Genomic DNA, 19,069 nt, shown 5'->3' on the forward strand with positions numbered 1-19,069 from the left:
ATACGATGAGCGTAATCTTTAAAGTTCTATAATTTATCTGTCATTTCTGGTGAAATAGCTTTGTAAACCAATCCTGCTATAATAGCCCCAACTATAGGTGCCAGCCAGAATAACCAAAGCTGGTCTAAAGCCCAATCACCAACAAAAAGTGCTTGACTTGTACTACGAGCAGGGTTAACGGATGTATTTGTTACGGGAATACTGATCAAGTGAATTAAGGTAAGACAAAGTCCAATTGCCAAACCTGCAAAACCTCTTGGAGCTTTTGTGTAGGTAGATCCCAGAATTACGAATAAGAATATAAATGTCATTACTACCTCTATGATCAAAGCAGAAGTCATACCGTATCCTCCTGGTGAATGTTCACCATAACCGTTAGAGGCAAAACCGCCAAGAACGAAATCAGATTTACCCGAAGCAATAAGAAAAAGTATTGCTGCACCCGCAATACCGCCCATTACTTGGGCAACGATATAGGGGAAAACATCTTTGCCTTCAAAACGACCACCTATCCAAACACCTATAGTTACGGCCGGGTTTAAATGGCAACCAGAAATATGACCAATCGCATATGCCATGGTAACGACGGTTAAACCGAAAGCCAAAGAGACGCCAACGAAGCCAATACCCATTTCCGGAAATCCTGCGGCAAGTACGGCACTACCGCAACCACCTAATACCAGCCATAACGTACCGATAAATTCTGCAATAAATTTTTTCATTTTTATAAGGTTTAATTGATTGTATTAGTTTAGAAACTAAAAATTTATATAAGTCACAATATTTTGGATATATTTTTAAGAATTTTCATACAAAATACATATTGCACAAAAGTATTCTTATAAAAGAATCTAATTTAATATGATTATTTAAATATTTGATTTAGAAATGATAAAGCAGATAAAGTACCGCATTATGGTATACTTATTCTATATAATCTGCCAGTTTCTGAGGTCCTTCCAATAGAATACGAACAACGCGAAGAGTGCCATCATCGGTGGTGTTTATTTGCCATTTGATCAGAGAAATATTGCCATTTTCTATTTCAATACCGGTAATACTTCTTGGGTGAACGCAGCTGCCATCATTAAATAGGGGAATATCGCCAGGTTCAGGAAAGCGCGGTCTATGCGTATGGCCAACAACAGTAACTTTTGAGTTGTTCTTTAAAATCCACTTTTTTGTACGTCGTTCAACTTTTATAAGTTCGGTATAGTTTCTAGCGGGAGATGTAGGATCGGCTATACCCCAAACTTGAAGAGGTTTCCAAAGAATTCTCACTAAAAATCTACCTACTCGCCAAAACCTGTAATTCCACCAATCTGCTTGGTGCCCGTGGGTAAGAAAAACTTCTTGCTGCGTTTCTTTGTGTTTAAGAATAAGCGCTTCATGATATTTAATACCTTCAAAAAGAGATTTGTCTTTATCATCAATAGGCTCAAAGTAACTAGATAAATGCTTCTTTACATAAGCTTCATCTTTGTAGACCATATCATGATTTCCCCAAATCATATGCAATCTTTGCTCTAAATGAAATTGCTTTAAAAGCTTGAATACATTTTTATGAGCCTCAAAAATAGACTCGAAATGAATGTTCTCCCAAAGTTCATCGCCATCACCAAGTTCACAGTAGTCAAACCCTTGTGAGTGATAGAATTGTAAGGCGTGAAAATAGATGTTTCTGTTGTTAGCGAAATCATCGGCAAAACTGTTGTCTCCCCTATGGCAATCGCTAAAAAGTATGAATTTAGATGCGTCGTCAAACGGAATAACTTTGGCGTTTTTGTAAGCTCTATTAAGTCTACTATCCGATGACATGGGTAAATTTTCGTTAAATATCCGAAAATCAAGTCAACCATAGGGCTTAGTGCGCTAAAAAAATATGGTATGTTTTGTAACTTTACCTCAAATTAGTAGACTAACTCAACCATGGGAAAGCACGAAAGAAAGATAATGCCGGTAAAGCACCTCATTAGTTTTGAAAAACTTCTACAGAAGTATGATGAACATTTAAAGGGTGATGATCCTTTTTTGGCGGCTACCGCTGAGCGTATTTTATCTATTGAGAAGGGTTTTCCTGAACTACGAGATGGTTTTTCAGATTTTACATTATTAGAGAAGAACAAAGATCTTATAAATAAAATTCTACAAGATACATTTACAGAAGCTTTAAGTGGTAATGAGATAAAGGTAGCAACCTTGCCTTATCAAGATATGATCATAAAGTCTTCTAATCGTTTTCAAAAAATAATTGAAGAGGCTGGTAAAGACTATGAGCCAGAGTTAAGAAATGTAAGCGATGATATGGATTATATCATGAGCTGCGTAGTGGTCTTGAATTATTATTATGGTTATCATATAGATTTTAGCCGTCCCTATTTTTATGATATTCCAGATGCCAATGGGGTAATGCGTCATTACCGTATTTTGTACAATGCAGATTTTATTGATGTTATACCTACGGAGAGAGCAAAAGAAATTACGCAAAAAGATGTAGATGAGCTTTTGGCTAGTCCAAACGACATTAAACTGTGGATGGAGAAAATACCGCCAGAAAGTTTTATATCTAAAGGTTTTGTAATTGCCAATCTGTTCGATGTTACCATGGAGCAAGCGATTTCAAATATTAAGACAAAATTAATTTCTAAGGATACCATACAGCCTACAAACTTCATGCATGATCTGCAGGAAACTTTCAAGTCGTTCTTTAGATTGCCAAATATTAAAGTGGGTTTTGCTTCTTTTGATGCTAAAAAAGATGAATTTGAAGAGGTTGCAGGTATGGGGTTTGATAGCTTTCTGCTAGGTGGGTTGCACCATATGGATTGTAAAAGTGCATTGTGTGCAGATTCTTATGATAAGCTCATAGATCACAATTCATACTTTACAATCACAGATATGGACAGTAAGGTAGAGCAGTCAGGTAATATGAATCCTTATAAAGGGCTTAAAGAGCAAGGCATACAAAGTGCCATTTTTGCTCCTATAGCTTATGAGAATAACCTTTTAGGGGTTTTAGAAATCGTTTCTAAAAAGAAGGGAGTGCTTAATGGAGTAAATGCCCAAAAGTTAGATGACGTATTACCGTTTATAGTATCTGCCGTTGTACGTGCCAATGTTGAAGAGACCAATAGAATAGATGCTATAATTCAGAACGAGTGTACTTCTGTTCATTCATCGGTTTACTGGAAATTTCAAGAAGAGGCAAAAAAGTTTATGATTGATGAGGCAGAGGGGAAATCTCCATCGTTTAAAGAAATTGTTTTTAAAGATGTGTATCCGTTATTCGGTCAAATTGACATAAAAGATTCTTCCCAAGCTAGAAATTTAGCCATTCAGCGCGATTTAATGATTCAGCTTTCTGAGATAGACAATGTGCTTAACATAGCACAAAAGAAGTGGAATTTGCCAATTTATGAAGAGCTGATCTTTAGGGTGAACAATCATTTAGAGAGTATAAAGGAAATGCTTTATACGAATAGTGAACAGGCTATATTTGATTTTGTACATGAAGAAATATTCCCTGTTTTTGAGCATCTTAAAAAGTCTGACAAAGAAATAGAGAAGCATATATTAAAATATGAGTCTAAGATAGATATGGGTACGGGCTCTTATTACGATCATAGAAAGAACTATGACGAGAGCGTAACATTAATCAATAAAAAGCTTTCTTCGGTAATTGATAAAAGACAAGAAAGTGCACAGGCAATGTTTCCTCACTTTTACGAGCGTTACAAAACAGACGGCGTAGAGCATAACATGTATATTGGTTCTTCAATTTCTGAAAACAAAGAATACAATTCACTATATCTTAATAATTTAAGGTTGTGGCAATTACAGGTAATGTGTGAAATGGAAAATGCACATTATGCTTTAAAGCCAAAATTACCGGTACCGTTAGATGCAGCCTCTTTAATATTGGTATATAACACATCGTTATCTATTCGATTTAGAATGGATGAAAAACAATTTGATGTAGATGGCACGTACAATGCCCGTTATGAAGTTATTAAAAAAAGAATTGATAAATCTTATATAAAGGGCACCGATAAAAGGTTAACTCAGAAAGGTGTGCTGTCTATTGTGTATTCACAAAAGAAAGATGAATTGGAGTATTTAAGATATATCAAGTTCTTAAGGTCTAAAGGTTGCTTTACCAACAAAATAGAAATTGTAGAGTTAGAGGGGTTACAAGGTGTTTCTGGCTTAAAGGCTATACGTGCAGAGATTCTTTATAAAAGAGAGCAAGAACCTGAAAAGACATATACCTACCAGGATCTTATGGATGCCTTAAAAGAATAACACCTGGCTCAATAATTCTATTTTTCGGTCTGGACCAAAGAATTTAAACGAAACGGCAAATGCTATTACGGAAAGGATCATACCGATCATGAAAATGGTATAGGTCCAACGCAGTAATGAATACTTTCTGTTCAGTACAATACCAAGAAAATAAAGATCTTTGGTTAAAGATGTATAGATGTAATCTTTGTCCTTTAGCATTTCTTGAATAGCCCATTCATACTCACTTAAAGCCATTTTGTGAAAGTTGCCAAAAAATAAGAGGTTTACATTTTTGTTGGCTACATCTTCTTTGGTAAACTCGCCACTGGTAACGTTAGGTCTGGTTGCCAATACTGCCAATACCATAGAAACTACGCTAAAGAATACGAAAATTACAGTTGGGTAAATTAAATAATCGTTAGACGGGTTGTCTAATTTAGGGATAAGGTTAGATAGGGCTAATGATATGATAATGGCATTTACAGAAAGTAAAATGTTTGCTTTTGTGTCTGCAATATCACTTAGGGTTATATGGTTTTTAAGGGTAACTCGGTATAAGGTCTGTATACCACGATCCGGACTTTCGCTTTTGAACTGTGCTTTTAGTTTTTCTTTTTTAGCAAGTTTCTTTTCGGACTTTTTGTCTTTTATCAGCTTTCTTAAATTTTTGTCTTTTTTAGGTAGCCAATTCTCTTTAGCATAATCTGTATAATACTGGTGGTCTGTTCTAAAAACTTGAATATTCAGTTCTAACCAATCTTTTTGGTTGTAGTTTTTTAAACCGAGCAGTTTAAGTTCTTCACGTAAAAGATCGGAGGTTTCAAGATAGCTGCTTTGTGCAAAATGAGAAGAATCTGCATCGCGTATAATCTCGTCCATTAAATTGGTTGGCTGTGCATTCCATTTGGTGGCTAGTATGCAAGATTTCACCTTCTTTATTTTTTCTTTGTCATAACCTTCTTTTGTCAAAAAATTCTCTGAAATGTCACAGCTACTTTCTTCGTGATTGGCGGTGCCCTTTGTGTAGCCGGTATCATGTAACCAGGCAACTAATACAAGAAGTTCCTTATCCTGATCGGATAGAGAACATGATTCCAGTAATTGTTTAGTACTTTTAACGACTCTTTGGGTATGTCTTAGATTATGGTATAAAAACTTCTTATCCAGATGATTGGTAAGTAAGTCAGTTACAAACTGTTGTGTATTATCTAAGATTTTTGACATGGAAAAATTGGTTTCAAATACCCAAATTACAAAATTTTAAAGATGGGCAACGTTACTATGAAAAAATTATATGCATATCTGTCGGTTTTTATATTCATTACTAGCTGTGCTACGTATAATACAAAGTATGTAGATGAAAAATATGGTATAGATGTAAATGATGAAAAAGAGATATCACATACCTTTTATTTAATTGGAGATGCTGGTTTATCTCCTATGGGAGGAATGAATCCTGCTCTGAAAATTTTTAAGAATAGATTAGACAAGGCAGATGAGAATAGCACGGCCATTTTTTTAGGCGATAATATTTATCCTGCCGGTTTGCCTGACCCAAAAGATTCTACCGATGCCTATAGAACAGCTAAGAATCATTTAGATGCCCAGGTCAATACATTAAATAATTTTAAAGGAAGACCTCTTTTTATACCAGGAAATCACGATTGGTATACAGAAGGTTTAGTAGGTCTTGAAAGAGAAGAAAATTATATAAAGAAAGCACTTAAGAAAAAAGAAAAAGATCCATTTTTACCAGAGAACGGCTGCCCTATAGATGTTGTGGAAATAGGTGATGATGTTGCTGTTATAACTATTGATACAGAATGGTATTTGACAAATTGGGACAAACGCCCAGATATTAATGATAAGTGTGATATTAAAAGTAGGGCAAAGTTTTTCTTAGAACTTGAAGATGCTATAAAAGATTACCGCGACCGTACAACGGTTATTGCAATGCATCACCCTAGTAATAGTTATGGTGAGCATGGTGGGCAATATTCGATAAAAAAACATTTGTATCCTAAGAAAATGGCGGTGCCATTACCTGTACTAGGTTCGTTCATTAATATACTTAGAAATACTTCTGGTGCATCTGTAGAAGATGTAAACAATAAGCGTTATCGAGAATTAATGAATAGGGTAACTACATTGGCACAATATTCTGATCGCGTAATTTTTGCATCTGGGCATGAACATACATTACAATATTTTGTAGAAAATAATACTCCGCAAATTGTTAGCGGTTCTGGTGCAAAAGAAGGTTTTACACGTTTGCTCAACGGTTCTCAATTCAATACCGGTAAAATGGGATATGCTACTTTAGAAGTATATAAAGATGGTTCTTCTAGAGTTCGTTTTTATGGTGTAGGAGATGATGAAAACGAAGAGTTTTTATTTACTAATGAAGTTCTGCCATCAACTCAAAAAAAATATATTGGTGAATTTTCCAATGAATTTCCTGATAGTGTAAAGGCATCTGTTTATACAAAGGGCGAAATTGATAAAAGCGGATTTTATAAAGGAATATGGGGTGACCGCTACCGAAAGTATTATGGTACCGAGGTGACCGTACCAACCGTAAATATAGATTCTCTTTTTGGTGGTTTGGTACCAGTTAAAAAAGGAGGTGGTCATCAATCTAAATCATTACGTTTGCGAGCAAAAGATGGAAGGGAATTTGTGATGAGGGCTTTAAGGAAAAGCGCGGAATTGTATTTGCAGTCCATGGCTTTTCAAGATCAGTATGTGCTAGATGATTTAAAAGAAACATATACACAAGAGATATTACAAGACTTTTATACGGGATCACACCCCTATGGGCCGTTTACAACAGCAAAATTATCTGATGCAGTAGGTATTTATCATACCAACCCGGTTTTATATTACGTGCCTAAACAGCCAGCTTTAAAAGAGTATAACGAAACCTTTGGTGATGAACTGTATATGATTGAAGAGCATACTGGCGATGGTCATGGAGATTTAGCAAGTTTTGGGTATTCTAATAATTTAACGAGTACAGATGGTATGCTAGAGGACCTTCGTGATGATGAAAAGTACGAAGTGGATAAAGCCCTCTATTTAAGAGCACGACTTTTTGATATGGTTTTGGGCGATTGGGATCGTCATGTAGATCAGTGGCGTTGGGCAGAATTTAAAGACGAGAAGAAGGGCAAGATCATTTATAGACCTATACCTAGGGATCGTGATCAAGTGTTCTCTAAAATGGGTGATGGCGCGTTAATGAAAATAGCTACCCGTATTATACCAGGGTTAAGATTAATGGAAGGCTTTAATGAAGATATTAGAAGTGTAAAAGGCTTTAATTCATCACCAATGACCTATGTACTTGATTTGACATTATTGGGCGAAACAGAAAAAAGTCAATGGTTAGAGCAAGCTAGATATTTACAAGAAAATCTAAAGCCTAGTGATATAGATGAGGCATTTAAATCTTTTCCAGAAGAAGTGCGTGATGAAACGGTAGATGAAATTAAAAAGGTTCTATTGGCGAGATTGAGCCATATCGAAGAAACAGCAAATGAGTATTATAGAATATTAAATAAATATGCTGTAGTTGCAGGAACGGATAAAGATGATTGGTTTGAGATTAATAGGCTAAATGATGAAGAGACTGAAGTAAAAGTATTTAGAAATATAGGTGATAAGAAAAAACGACTATTCTATTATAAAGTTTTTATTAAAGAAGATACTAAAGAATTGTGGGTTTTTGGATTAGATGATGATGATATTTTTGAGATTAAAAATCCGTCTCACTATTCTGGTGTAAAGGTTCGTATAATCGGTGGTCACAATAATGATATCTATAGGGTAGAAGATGGTAGAAACGTTGCTTTATATGACTTTAAAAGTAAGAAGAACACATTTGAAGAAACAGGTGGTGCAAAAGTAAAATTGTCAGATGATTATGAGCTAAACACCTATCAGCCGCTAAAGTTGAGAAATAGTTTCAACCAGATTATACCCACCATAGGATTTAATCCAGATGATGGTGTTAGAATAGGTTTTGTAAATACATATACATATAACGGTTTTAGGCAAAACCCCTTTACCCAACAGCACACTTTTGCAGCATCTTATTATTTTGCTACAAGTGGTTTCGATTTTAAATATCAAGGAGAATTTGCCCACATATTTGAGAATTGGAATGCAGAACTTTCTGCTAGATTTACGAGTCCTAATTTTGCAATCAACTTTTTTGGTTTTGGTAACAATACCGAAAATTTCGATGATGATTTAGGTTTGGATTATAACAGGGTTAAATTACGGCAGATAGATTTTTTTCCTTCATTAATTTGGAGAGGACAATTGGGAGCCAAGGTAAAGTTAGGACTGTCATATGAAAATATCAGTGTTGAAGAAACGAATGACAGATTTATAAATACCTTTTACCAACAGAACGGAGAAGAAACCAATAGTGATTTTGTAGGGGCTCATGCTGCATATAATTATGAAAACAGGGATAATGAAGCTTTCCCAACCTTGGGTATGGGAACGTCATTAGAAGCTGGGTTTAAAGAAAATCTCTCTAAAGAAGGCGGTAGTTTTGGTTACATTATACCAAGTCTAAGTTTTGATTATAAACTGATCCCCAATGGTAGGTTAGTATTGGCGACGAAATGGAAAGCGCATTTTAATATTGGTGATGAATATGAGTTTTACCAAGCTGCCAGCATTGGCGGTTTAGATGGTCTTCGTGGATTTAGAAATCAACGTTTTACAGGTAAAACATCTTACTATCAAAATACTGATATTAGATTTAGCTTAAAAAAGAAGAGAACTAGATTATTGCCAACGGCAATGGGTCTCTTTGGCGGATTTGATTATGGTAGGGTATGGATGCCGGAAATGAATTCTGGTCGCTGGCACACTTCTTATGGTGGCGGATTCTTTTTAAATGCCTCGGATATTATCTCTGTAAATACTGCAATATTTGCGAGTGAAGACGGAGCAAGATTTACTTTTGGGTTAGGTTTTGGCTTCTAAAAAAGTTTTTTATTTTAAAGAATAGGTATATAGGTTTCCCCCTTCTCCATGAGCTTTCTCATCTGAGATGAGAAGGGTGTTGTCATTTAGAAAGCAAACAGATTCTAATTGCGAGCGTGCTCCTAAATCAATTTCTTGCATGTTACCTTTGGTAAAATCATCCCAAGTGAAATCTGTGAATATAAATAGTTTACCGTAACTGAGCGCTATAATTTTATCTCCTTTTGGAGAAATGGCTATAGAGGTTATTTGACAAATATTCCAATCTGAACACGGGGTAAAAGAACCAATCAGTTTGGCTTCATACTTTCCTTTGGTGTCCGGTACAGAATAGATATGAGCTTCTCCCGTAAAGGATTTTGATCTGTTTTTAGTTACAATATAAATCTTATTACCGTGGTGAAAAATGGCTTCAGAATCATAGAACAAAGCATTTTTTTTTGGTGGAAATTGCTTTTGGTCAGGGTAGTATAGTTCAATTTTTTCAGCGTCAATTTTGTCGCCGGGCTCTGTAGTAGGATTTGGGAGTTTTAGGATTTCCAAATTTTTACGTTTGTTGGCATTATTGCCAATATCAGCTATGTAGAGGTTACCAAAAGTGTCTTTTGTAAGATCTTCCCAATCATGGTTTTTACCATTTTTAACTTCTAAACTTTTAAGTATTTCTCCCTTTAAGCTAACTTGATAAATTTCATCTTTATTACCACCGTCTTCTATGACCCATACAGTGGAATCATTATAAGTAGCAAGACCAGAATTTTCAGATAAACTACCTGGTAAATCTGCAATTACGTTTAGTTGTCCATAATTGGAACAAGATGTAAGTGTAGAAATAAATAGTAATGTTGTAAAGATTGTTTTACTCATCTTGATCTGTTAATGGCATGAATATTTCAGCTTTCCAACGTAAAGCATCACCGCCCATGTTAGGATTGTTAAAGAAGAACTCTATGGGTTTTTTGTCGACATCAATATTCTTCTCTTTAGCGTAATCTAGTAAGGTGTACCAAGCCCTATCAGAGGTCATATAATTACCGTTATAAATTGCCTTTAACGATTTCATACCTATGAACTCTTTGTAAACAAGATCTTTAATTACTGGTAGAGAGTCGGTTTTAATGATAGGGTAACAGAAATTAAAACTAATGCTATCGTTCTGCATATTCCAATCAGTAGTCTCTATAAAAGGAACGCCATTCACTTGAATTCCGTTGCTGGCGATAACAGAATTCATAAAAGGATAACTTTCCATCATACCAAAGGCTTTATTACTTTGTGTGGTTTTATGTTCAACACAGGCGCAATAGGTAGACAGTAAATGATCTTCACCCATAAAAGTTACTTTAAACTCTTTTCTATGGGTATTTAAACTTTCTATAAAATCGGTAACCGTTTTTCTGGCTTGTTTCTCAAAGTTGGTGTCGGTAAAGGGAATGTATAGCTTATTTGTAAAGCTGTGATCCTTGTCCTTCACATTGACAACTAATTGAGAAGTTGAATCATTAATTGGGGTAATATTCCAATTATAGATATGTGTAGAATCGCCGGCAACAATCATTTGTTCTAGATGCGCTAAATCATCTTTTTGGCGTATAGAGGCTTCTTGAAGCGTTTTACTCCATGATTTTAATGCTTGATTAACTGTTCCTGTGTTAGACTTAGCTATAACTCTTATTTGGTAATCTTGCGGTTTTATGAAAAAATACCAGAGTAATGCAATAGATATGACCGCTATTATAATGGTAATGCCTTTTCTCATTGTTGTTTGTTATGCGTAAAATTTAATTATTTTTCATTTTGATTTTAGAATTCAATAGCTCACCAATTTTTCTACCTTGGCCAACACCCACTTCAACGGCAGCTCGGTAATGAATACCTCCATACATTCTACTAATAGCGGCTTCATCGGCAGCTTCGTTAAAAGAGTTAAACTTTCTAATAGGTAGACCATATGGTGTTTCGGTATCGTCTTCAAAACTGAAATTTTCACCAAAAATACTAGTTAGGGCAGTTGCAGCAGCACCTGAAACTACACTATGGCCACTGGTATATTCAGGAAAAGGGGGTGTTTGTAAAATAGGTTTCCAGTTCTCGTCAATATGTTGATTGATCAATGTTTCTGGTCTAATTAAATTACTGCGATATTTTTCATCCCAGCAGCTAATGAATCCGTCGGCAATTGCCATTGAAGTTTTTGTATAGGCGAATACCGTATCGTCGAAATCATTATTTACTTTTTTACTTGCAATTTTTGTGATTCCGATCCAATGCGCACCAGGAGTAATTTTCTTGGTAGCGAACATTAAGTGTCCTCTTGTTACTGAAACGTAGGGGTTACAGTCCCAAAATTTTGCAATGGCTACTTCGTCAGATTCATCACCATTTTTAGTAATATCATTACTAATGTTATAAACTTCTATAAGCTCTTTGTAGAAATCAGAATCTTTTTCCAGAGAAAAAGGTGGTGGCGGAATTGGTTTAAATTGTGATGCCGAGTCTATTATAAATGGTCTAATTTTATTCCAATGCGGTTCTATGCCATCCATATATGCCGGTGGGGTAGGTTGCCATCTTGCTGGGTCATCAGTATTTACAGTAAACTTAGGCATAGTACGGGTTTGGCTGTAATTATCTTTATTCATCCACGCTTTAATATGCTCTGCCACTTTTAATCCGTAGGTTTTAGATGCTTCAAACTCTGGTTCGTTCATTGTTTTCCACTGCGTGAAAAGGCTATCTTGTAAAACATCAAATTTATCTTCTGAGAAAATAAGTTGCTTGCTAATATTCATATGCGCAATTAAAGCGGATAGTTGAGGGTTAATGGTGGATACGGTATCAATTGCAGGTATTGGGGTAAGACCTTTCAATTGACCTGATAGTGTCGTGTATTTTGGATTTACCTGCGCAACAATCTCGTATGCCGCAATATTAGGGTAGGCAAATATTCTACTTGCTACCGGTGGTGAGAAAATATCATGAATCATAATATCTATGACATGATCAATAGAGTTATGTAATTGATCAGGAGATACTACTATAGGTTCTTTTTTCTTTTCGGTGCAACTCGCAAGTATAACACCTGTTATTATGATAAATAAATACTTCTTCATTGTACTAAGGTTTGAGTATGCTATACACTTCTGCAGCCTTATTGTTAAAGGTGAGTAAAATGTATTTTTTGTTGTTTGCGTTTAAAATATTCATGCTTCGAATAGATTTACCTGTAAGATCCAGTCCTATTTCATTGGCTAAGGTAACATTGTTGGTGCTACTAATCAATGCCCCGGGAAAAGAATCAAAACGACCGTGGTATGGTTTTACGCCAAAATAATTTCCTGCAGCCAAAACTTCGGTTTTAGTATCTCCGTTAAAATCAAATTCTAAGAATGCCATTATTGGTGCCAATTGTAGTTCATAGCTAAATGGTATAAAAGAAAACTTACCGCCATTGTTTTGTAAGTAACCAGAGCTTAAAGTATGTACTTCAAGAACTTCAGCATTTGGTAGCATATCTTCTCCTAATATTTCTTCCATTGATTTTCCTGCGAAAGAACTATAAGTATTGAATTTTTTGCGAAGAGCTACTAACTGGCTAGATAATTCTTTTAAACCGTCTACGGGATAATCTTTACCATCTTTATAAGTGCTGACAATAGTTTCTGTAGCTCCGTTTTTATCAAGGTCGCCATAAAACATTTTCATGGGGTGATCTTGCGTAGCGGTAAATTTAGTATTTAGCCCCCAGTTACCTAAAAGGTAGTCTTGGTCACCATCACCATCAATATCAAAACTGGTAATTGCTTGCCATAAACCGTTCGTGTTTTTATTTTCTAAGGGATGTATTTCTTCAAATGTTCCTTTAGAATTTTGAAAGAATCTTGGTGACATCCATTCACCAACAAATAGAATATCTTCCCAACCATCATTATTAAAATCTGTTACAATGGCATCGGTAACCATTCCTAAGTTCTCGAACGGACTTGTTGCTACTTTGAAATCACCATTTTCGTTATTTAAAAGATAGCTGTTGGGTTTGTTTCCATAATCTGCACTAATAGATTGGTTACAGATAATGATATCTAAGTCGTTATCATGATCATAATCTAATTTCAAAAGAACAGATGTATTCTCGAATAGGTCTGGAAATTCATTTTTGGTGAAAACAGAATCATTTGAAACGTAATAAGAATTGATGAGCGGCTTCATTTCATTGAAAAAATCTGCGCCACCAGTACCTACTATAAGATCATTTTTACCGTCTAAATTAAAGTCACCAAGAATAGAGGCAATGTCTTCCTTGATACTGTCTTTTTTGATTTCTTGATAATTTTTTGAATAAAATGTAGAATCGCCTTGAACGTATATTTGTGACGGAATATATTTAGCTCCACCAAAGAATATGTCGTCTTTTCCATCACCGTTTAAATCTCCAATACTTACCGCAGGACCTCTATCGGACATTTGATAAGGAATCAGTTTTTGACGTAAATAATCACTGTAAGCATCTTCCAAATGAACATAGTCTATGCCCAGGTTGTTTGAAGCTTTTTCAAACAACACATTTTCTTTCTGTTTAAGTGAGTTATAATTAAAAGGCTGAGTGTTTTCAGGATTTAGATATAGTGTTTGATTGACAGCAATGTTTTTAACCAACTGAATGTTTTTGTCTGGCCAAATAATTTTAAGGGAATCAATATTTTCAAGTTCTCCATACCCAAAATGTATAATCGGTTCAGAAGATGCTTGAAATCCGCGAACGGTGTACATTTCTTTAAACTGTTGAATTCCGTTGGCGTATGAGAATATTTTAGTACCAATCCCGAATGTATTATTCTTGGTATAGTTCAGTTTAATTTTTAGCCAATTACGTTGACTGTTCGTGGTATTTTCTTGAATTCCTGCTTTGCTGTATAAATTGTTGGTTATTAAATCTAAATCGCCATCATTATCTAAATCACTATAGGCGGTTGCTCCAGAAATAATGGTGTCTTGTGCAATCCAATTTTTAGATTCATCAATAAACTGAAGGTCTTTAGCTCCTTTAAAAATCATATTGCCAACAAAACCAGAAGGCATCATTTTAAGGGCTTTCTGGTCTACAAGATTGGTGTTATTGATTTTAGACCGAATGTTCTCGTTAGATATATAGTTGATGTAATCTAGGTCGTTAGGACGCTTTGGTATACCGTTGCTAATGTATAAATCTTGTTCGCCATCTTGGTTGAAATCACCAAATAAGGCGCTCCAGCTCCAATCTGTAGCCGCTACTCCGCTCTGTAAAGCTGTTTCTAAAAACTTGCCATTTGGCTGGTTTACAGATAGCATATTTCTAGTATATTGATTGTGATAACCAAAAGACTTGGTCTTCATTTTTTGAATTTGGACGTCGTCATCACCTTCAGAAGATTTTAAGACGATTTCGTCTTTGCTCAACATATCCAAAGAAATTAAATCTGGTAATCCATCGTGGTTAATATCTGCAACATCACTACCCATAGAAAAACGTGTAGTATGTCCAAATGCTTCCTTAAGACTTTCTTTAAAAGTACCATCGCCATTATTTATATAATAATAATCATCTTCATGAAAGTCATTACCAATATAAAGATCAGGATATCCGTCTTGATTAAAGTCTGAAACGGCAATACCTAAACCGTAGCCATTGACACCGCCATAAATACCGGCATCTTCACTAACATCTACAAATTTACCATTGTCATTTCGTAATAATTTATCGCCCGTTTCATAAATACGGTTGTGTCTTATTTGAGCATTTCCATAAGAATCTTGTGTATGAATGGCATGGTTTAGAAGATACATATCTAAATCTCCGTCCAAATCATAATCTAAGAAAGCTGCTGATGAGCTGTAAGATTCGAAATCTAAACCGTAATCCGCGGCACTTTCCTTAAATGTTGCATCGCCTTGGTTTATAAAAAGCTCATTGTATCCATTAAATCCATTTAGACCAACAACAGCACACACGTAAATATCTAGAAGTCCGTCACCATTTACATCGCCCATGATCGTACCCGTATTCCAGGAGCTGTCGCCAGCGACACCTGCTGTTTCTGTAATATCCTCAAACTGTAAATTACCTTTGTTTAAGTATAATTTATTTTTCACTTGATTTCCTGAAAAATAAATGTCGGGTAAACTATCGTTATTGATGTCGCCAATGGCAACACCGCCACCATTATAAAAATATAGGTAGTCTAAAATACTTAGGTCTTTGGTTTCGGTTAAAGTATTTTCAAAAGCGATACCTGTATCATTAGCATTGTGTTTTACAAATAACTCTCCTGAATTCTGTTTGCAACCAATGGCAAATACCAATACACATATGTACAGTAAATTATTCTTCATTTAATCGATACAATTTTGGAGTGTCATTGTTGATAGCTGCGATGATAAATTCATTTCCTTTTTTATCTTTTACTATTTGTAGTTGTTTTACTTCATTTCTTATGAAGAACCCGCTATCAGTATAGTTTTTCCATTCAAAATTCACCTTTCCATCACCAAGAAGAACGTTGCCGTAGTTGGCGTCTAATCGAGAATACTGAGGTTTAAATTCAAAATTATTACCTGCCATTACAAGGTCAAGATTACCGTCTTTGTTTACATCTAAACATTGAATACCGCAAATACAGGAAAATTGAACTTGAGGAGGTAAAATTTTAATAGTAAAATTGCCATTACCATTATTTATGGCAATTACGGTTTCAGCAATACTAGCTTCTTTTAGAATGGTGTTGTCAATAACATTTTTTGAAAATAACTCTTGAATTGTTTTTGAAGCGTATTCAGAAGCTTTAATGTTCTTTTTCTTAAGTGCTAATATTTGAGTAGTTAATTCCTTTTTTTGATGAAGAGGATAATCGCCGCCATCATAATTTTGTGTGGTTATTTGTTCAATGGTTCCATCATTATCAAAATCATTTACCCACATTTTCATAGGTTGCCCAGGTGCAGGTTTGTAATGAATGTTACTGCCCGTATTACCTAAAATTAAATCTTGGTCTCCGTCGTTATCCAAATCATAACCTTCTACGGCACCCCACCAACCACTAAGGCTGTCAAGAGAGCTTTTAGAATCGCTAAGTCTTCTGCCAGAGTTTTTATAAATTTTTGGGCTACCCCAATCAGAAACGGTTACTAGGTCATCTTTACCGTCACCATCCATATCTAGCCATTTGGCATCGGTAATCATCCCTGCATCTTTTAGGTCGTATGCAGAGCGTTCGGTAATATCTGTAAAAGTACCATCACCGTTATTTAAGAGAAATAAATGATCAGGGTTTATACCGTATGTACCAACTACACTTCTTGATCCTACAAAAACATCAATATCACCGTCACTATCAAAATCTGAAGGAGCGACAACGGCTACATTTTTGTTGATATTTGGTAGTTTGTTTGTACTTAAAGAAAAGTTGCCATTTCCATCGTTCAGATATAGTCGAATGCCATAACTGCCTTGCAAACCTAATTCATTACCCCCCGTACCGACCATAAGGTCTAAATCACCATCATTATCCGAATCAAAAAAGGAAGCAGTGGTGTCTTCTAATGGTGCTTCGGTTTTAAAATATTTTACAATAGGTTTAGAAAGTGAACCGTTGCCCTTGTGAAGATATAATGCACCAGTTTGATTTTTTGCGCCACCAATGAAAATATCATCATTTCCATCTCCATTTACATCACCAACTGCTAAGCCGGGACCTTCTTCTGCCAATGATTTAGAAATCAATCCTTCATTATCAAAGTCCATATAGTTGTTTTCTTTATGGGTCAAGAAAGTATTGTTATCTATAGATTTTAAAAGAGTAGGAGTTTCCGTTTTATTAATCTTAAATACTTCGCTAGCTTCTTCTTGATTAAATGTAATGGTCTGGTTAGCTTTTACATTGGTTAGCTTAGCAGTAGCGCCATTAGGCCATATAATACGAATGGAGTCTAATGTTGTTGTAGCTCCAAGACCTATGGTCATAGGATATTCAACCGAAGATTGAAAACCTCTTGAAGGCATTAAAGTCTGGTCGATAATATTATCTGGGTAGTATAAACGAGCAACCGTTCCAATACCGAACTTATTGCCGTCATTACCTTTAAATTTTAATTTGATATAGTTGTTTTCTGATTGCGAATCAGAATTGTTGCGATACACAAACGTCTCCATATTTACGTTGTTGACCACTAAATCTAAGTCGCCATCATTATCTAAATCACCGTAAGCAGAACCGTTTGAACGGCTAGGTATTTCAAAACCCCACTGTTTATTGTAGTTGCTGAATGTGATATCTCCGTTGTTTCTATATGCGTAGTTAGGTAAAGGTGTAACTGGCATTTTGTTAATGATAGAATCAATAGATTCTTTTCTGCCGGTCAAAGCCATTTTTTGAATGATTTCGTTGGCAAAGAAATCAACGAAATCTAAATCTGTAAGATCATGATTAATTCCATTAGTGATATAAATATCTTTTAATCCGTCATTGTCCATATCGAATAAAAGTCCAGACCAGCTCCAATCTGTAGCTTCTACGCCACTATAATAAGCGATTTCTGAAAAAGAGCCATTTCCATTGTTCAGCTGTAATGTGTTTTGAATGTATTGCTGGTGGAAATCTTTGCTCTGTTTTAATTTAAAAATATTGTAGCCTTCAAATTCCATTACAGATTTTACACGCTGATCTGGTTCAGGGAGCATATCGGTAATGAAAATATCTGTAAGTCCGTCATTATTTATATCTGCCATATCAACCCCCATGGCAGATAAACTCAAGTGGTTTGTCCATTTTTGAACCTCTTCTTTAAAGGTGCCGTCTTGATTGTTGATGTATAAATAATCTCTTTCATAAAAATCGTTAGAAACATAGATATCCGGGTACAGGTCATTATTGATATCTACGACCATAACGCCAAGACCAAAGCCAATAAGACTGCCATAAATTCCTGCTTCTTCACTTACGTCAACGAATTTACCATTGTCGTTTCTCAGAAGCATATCGCCTACGCCTCTAAAAATTTTAGGTACACCCTCCCAATCTTGAGCTCTTACTTCTCGCTGCTCTGCATAACCAAGGCTACTAACGGGAATATTACTGTTGTTTAATATGTAAGCATCCAGATCGCCGTCTTTGTCATAGTCAAAAAAAGAGGCATGGGTAGAAAAACCTGTTTCAGCTAAGTTGTATTCATGTGCTTTTTCAGTAAAAGTACCGTCACCATCGTTAATGTACAGATCGTTATCATGGTTGTTGCCTTCCATGTTGCCGGCGTTACTTACGTAAATATCTAAAAATCCGTCATTATTGATATCCGCCATCACTACACCTGTAGACCATGGCTTATTTCCTTTTATACCGGCAGTTTCTGAAATGTCTTCAAATGTCATTTCGCCTTTATTAAGAAATAGCTTGTTAGGTTCCATGTTGCCGGTCAAGAAAACATCTGCTAATCCATCATTGTTGATGTCACCTATGGCAACACCGCCGCCGTTGTAGAAATTACGGTATTTAAAAATGTTGAATTCTTTAGAGTTGGCAACTTTATTTACAAATGAAATACCGGTTTCTTCTGGTTGTAAAAGAGTAAATAAGGTAGGTTCTGTTTTTTCTTTTAACGTATTTGCATCTTCCTTAGAACCGCAAGAATATAATAGGGATAAAAATAAACCAAGGCAGCTTAATTTAAGCAAATTAAAGTTCATTGTTGAGTTTGTTAGAGATAGCACTTCTAGTTAATTTGTTAGCTATTAAAGTTGAGTTAATAACCT

10 protein-coding genes are annotated in these 19,069 nt (G+C 35.4%); 2 read left to right on the forward strand and 8 right to left on the reverse strand.

Annotated elements, in window-relative coordinates; all coding sequences use genetic code 11:
• Window positions 1–26 precede the first annotated feature (26 nt).
• Window positions 27–722, reverse strand: coding sequence for an aquaporin Z (gene aqpZ, locus PXD56_RS11900; protein WP_276493567.1), 696 nt, complete (start codon window positions 720–722; stop codon window positions 27–29).
• 202 nt (window positions 723–924) lie between these two features.
• Window positions 925–1,818 carry a metallophosphoesterase family protein gene (locus PXD56_RS11905; protein WP_276493568.1) on the reverse strand — a complete coding sequence of 298 codons (894 nt, stop codon included), beginning with the start codon at window positions 1,816–1,818 and terminating at the stop codon, window positions 925–927.
• 111 nt (window positions 1,819–1,929) lie between these two features.
• Here PXD56_RS11905 and PXD56_RS11910 point away from each other — a divergent pair, with 111 nt between their 5' ends.
• Window positions 1,930–4,302 carry a GAF domain-containing protein gene (locus tag PXD56_RS11910; protein WP_276493569.1) on the forward strand — a complete coding sequence of 791 codons (2,373 nt, stop codon included), beginning with the start codon at window positions 1,930–1,932 and terminating at the stop codon, window positions 4,300–4,302.
• Here the strand turns inward: PXD56_RS11910 and PXD56_RS11915 are convergent.
• The gene (locus tag PXD56_RS11915; RefSeq protein WP_276493570.1) at window positions 4,291–5,508 is read right to left on the reverse strand and encodes a Pycsar system effector family protein; all 1,218 of its coding nucleotides are present in this window, start codon (window positions 5,506–5,508) and stop codon (window positions 4,291–4,293) included. The genes PXD56_RS11910 and PXD56_RS11915 overlap by 12 nt on opposite strands.
• Window positions 5,509–5,565: 57 nt before the next feature.
• Between PXD56_RS11915 and PXD56_RS11920 the strand changes: the two genes are divergently transcribed.
• Window positions 5,566–9,288, forward strand: coding sequence for a metallophosphoesterase (locus PXD56_RS11920; protein ID WP_276493571.1), 3,723 nt, complete (start codon window positions 5,566–5,568; stop codon window positions 9,286–9,288).
• Between the two features lie 9 nt (window positions 9,289–9,297).
• Here the strand turns inward: PXD56_RS11920 and PXD56_RS11925 are convergent, their stop codons facing one another.
• From PXD56_RS11925 to PXD56_RS11945, 5 genes are read right to left on the reverse strand one after another with little or no spacing between them, the layout of a single operon-like run.
• Complete coding sequence (locus PXD56_RS11925) at window positions 9,298–10,155, reverse strand: hypothetical protein (RefSeq protein WP_276493572.1); 858 nt, start codon at window positions 10,153–10,155, stop codon at window positions 9,298–9,300.
• The gene (locus PXD56_RS11930; RefSeq protein WP_276493573.1) at window positions 10,148–11,047 is read right to left on the reverse strand and encodes a GyrI-like domain-containing protein; all 900 of its coding nucleotides are present in this window, start codon (window positions 11,045–11,047) and stop codon (window positions 10,148–10,150) included. Before PXD56_RS11930 ends, PXD56_RS11925 begins: the two co-directional genes overlap by 8 nt.
• Window positions 11,048–11,069: 22 nt before the next feature.
• Entirely contained in the window at window positions 11,070–12,401 is a 1,332-nt protein-coding gene (locus tag PXD56_RS11935) for a vanadium-dependent haloperoxidase (protein ID WP_276493574.1), read from the reverse strand.
• Window positions 12,402–12,405: 4 nt separating this feature from the next.
• Complete coding sequence (locus PXD56_RS11940) at window positions 12,406–15,657, reverse strand: VCBS repeat-containing protein (RefSeq protein ID WP_276493575.1); 3,252 nt, start codon at window positions 15,655–15,657, stop codon at window positions 12,406–12,408.
• Window positions 15,647–19,003 (reverse strand): VCBS repeat-containing protein, encoded by a 3,357-nt coding sequence (locus PXD56_RS11945; protein WP_276493576.1) that lies wholly within the window; start codon window positions 19,001–19,003, stop codon window positions 15,647–15,649. The genes PXD56_RS11940 and PXD56_RS11945 overlap by 11 nt, the downstream gene beginning before the upstream one ends.
• Window positions 19,004–19,069 lie beyond the last annotated feature (66 nt).

The organism is Maribacter zhoushanensis (assembly GCF_029350975.1).
In the GTDB taxonomy this organism is placed as follows: Bacteria; Bacteroidota; Bacteroidia; order Flavobacteriales; family Flavobacteriaceae; genus Maribacter; species Maribacter zhoushanensis.

Excerpts from the sequence above, each read along its gene's own strand:
- PXD56_RS11935 (WP_276493574.1), bottom strand. The coding sequence starts at position 12,401 with ATGAAGAAGTATTTATTTATCATAATAACAGGTGTTATACTTGCGAGT.
- PXD56_RS11920 (WP_276493571.1), top strand. The coding sequence starts at position 5,566 with ATGAAAAAATTATATGCATATCTGTCGGTTTTTATATTCATTACTAGC.
- aqpZ (WP_276493567.1), bottom strand. The coding sequence starts at position 722 with ATGAAAAAATTTATTGCAGAATTTATCGGTACGTTATGGCTGGTATTA.
- PXD56_RS11915 (WP_276493570.1), bottom strand. The coding sequence starts at position 5,508 with ATGTCAAAAATCTTAGATAATACACAACAGTTTGTAACTGACTTACTT.
- PXD56_RS11945 (WP_276493576.1), bottom strand. The coding sequence starts at position 19,003 with ATGAACTTTAATTTGCTTAAATTAAGCTGCCTTGGTTTATTTTTATCC.
- PXD56_RS11940 (WP_276493575.1), bottom strand. The coding sequence starts at position 15,657 with ATGAAGAATAATTTACTGTACATATGTGTATTGGTATTTGCCATTGGT.
- PXD56_RS11925 (WP_276493572.1), bottom strand. The coding sequence starts at position 10,155 with ATGAGTAAAACAATCTTTACAACATTACTATTTATTTCTACACTTACA.
- PXD56_RS11930 (WP_276493573.1), bottom strand. The coding sequence starts at position 11,047 with ATGAGAAAAGGCATTACCATTATAATAGCGGTCATATCTATTGCATTA.
- PXD56_RS11905 (WP_276493568.1), bottom strand. The coding sequence starts at position 1,818 with ATGTCATCGGATAGTAGACTTAATAGAGCTTACAAAAACGCCAAAGTT.
- PXD56_RS11910 (WP_276493569.1), top strand. The coding sequence starts at position 1,930 with ATGGGAAAGCACGAAAGAAAGATAATGCCGGTAAAGCACCTCATTAGT.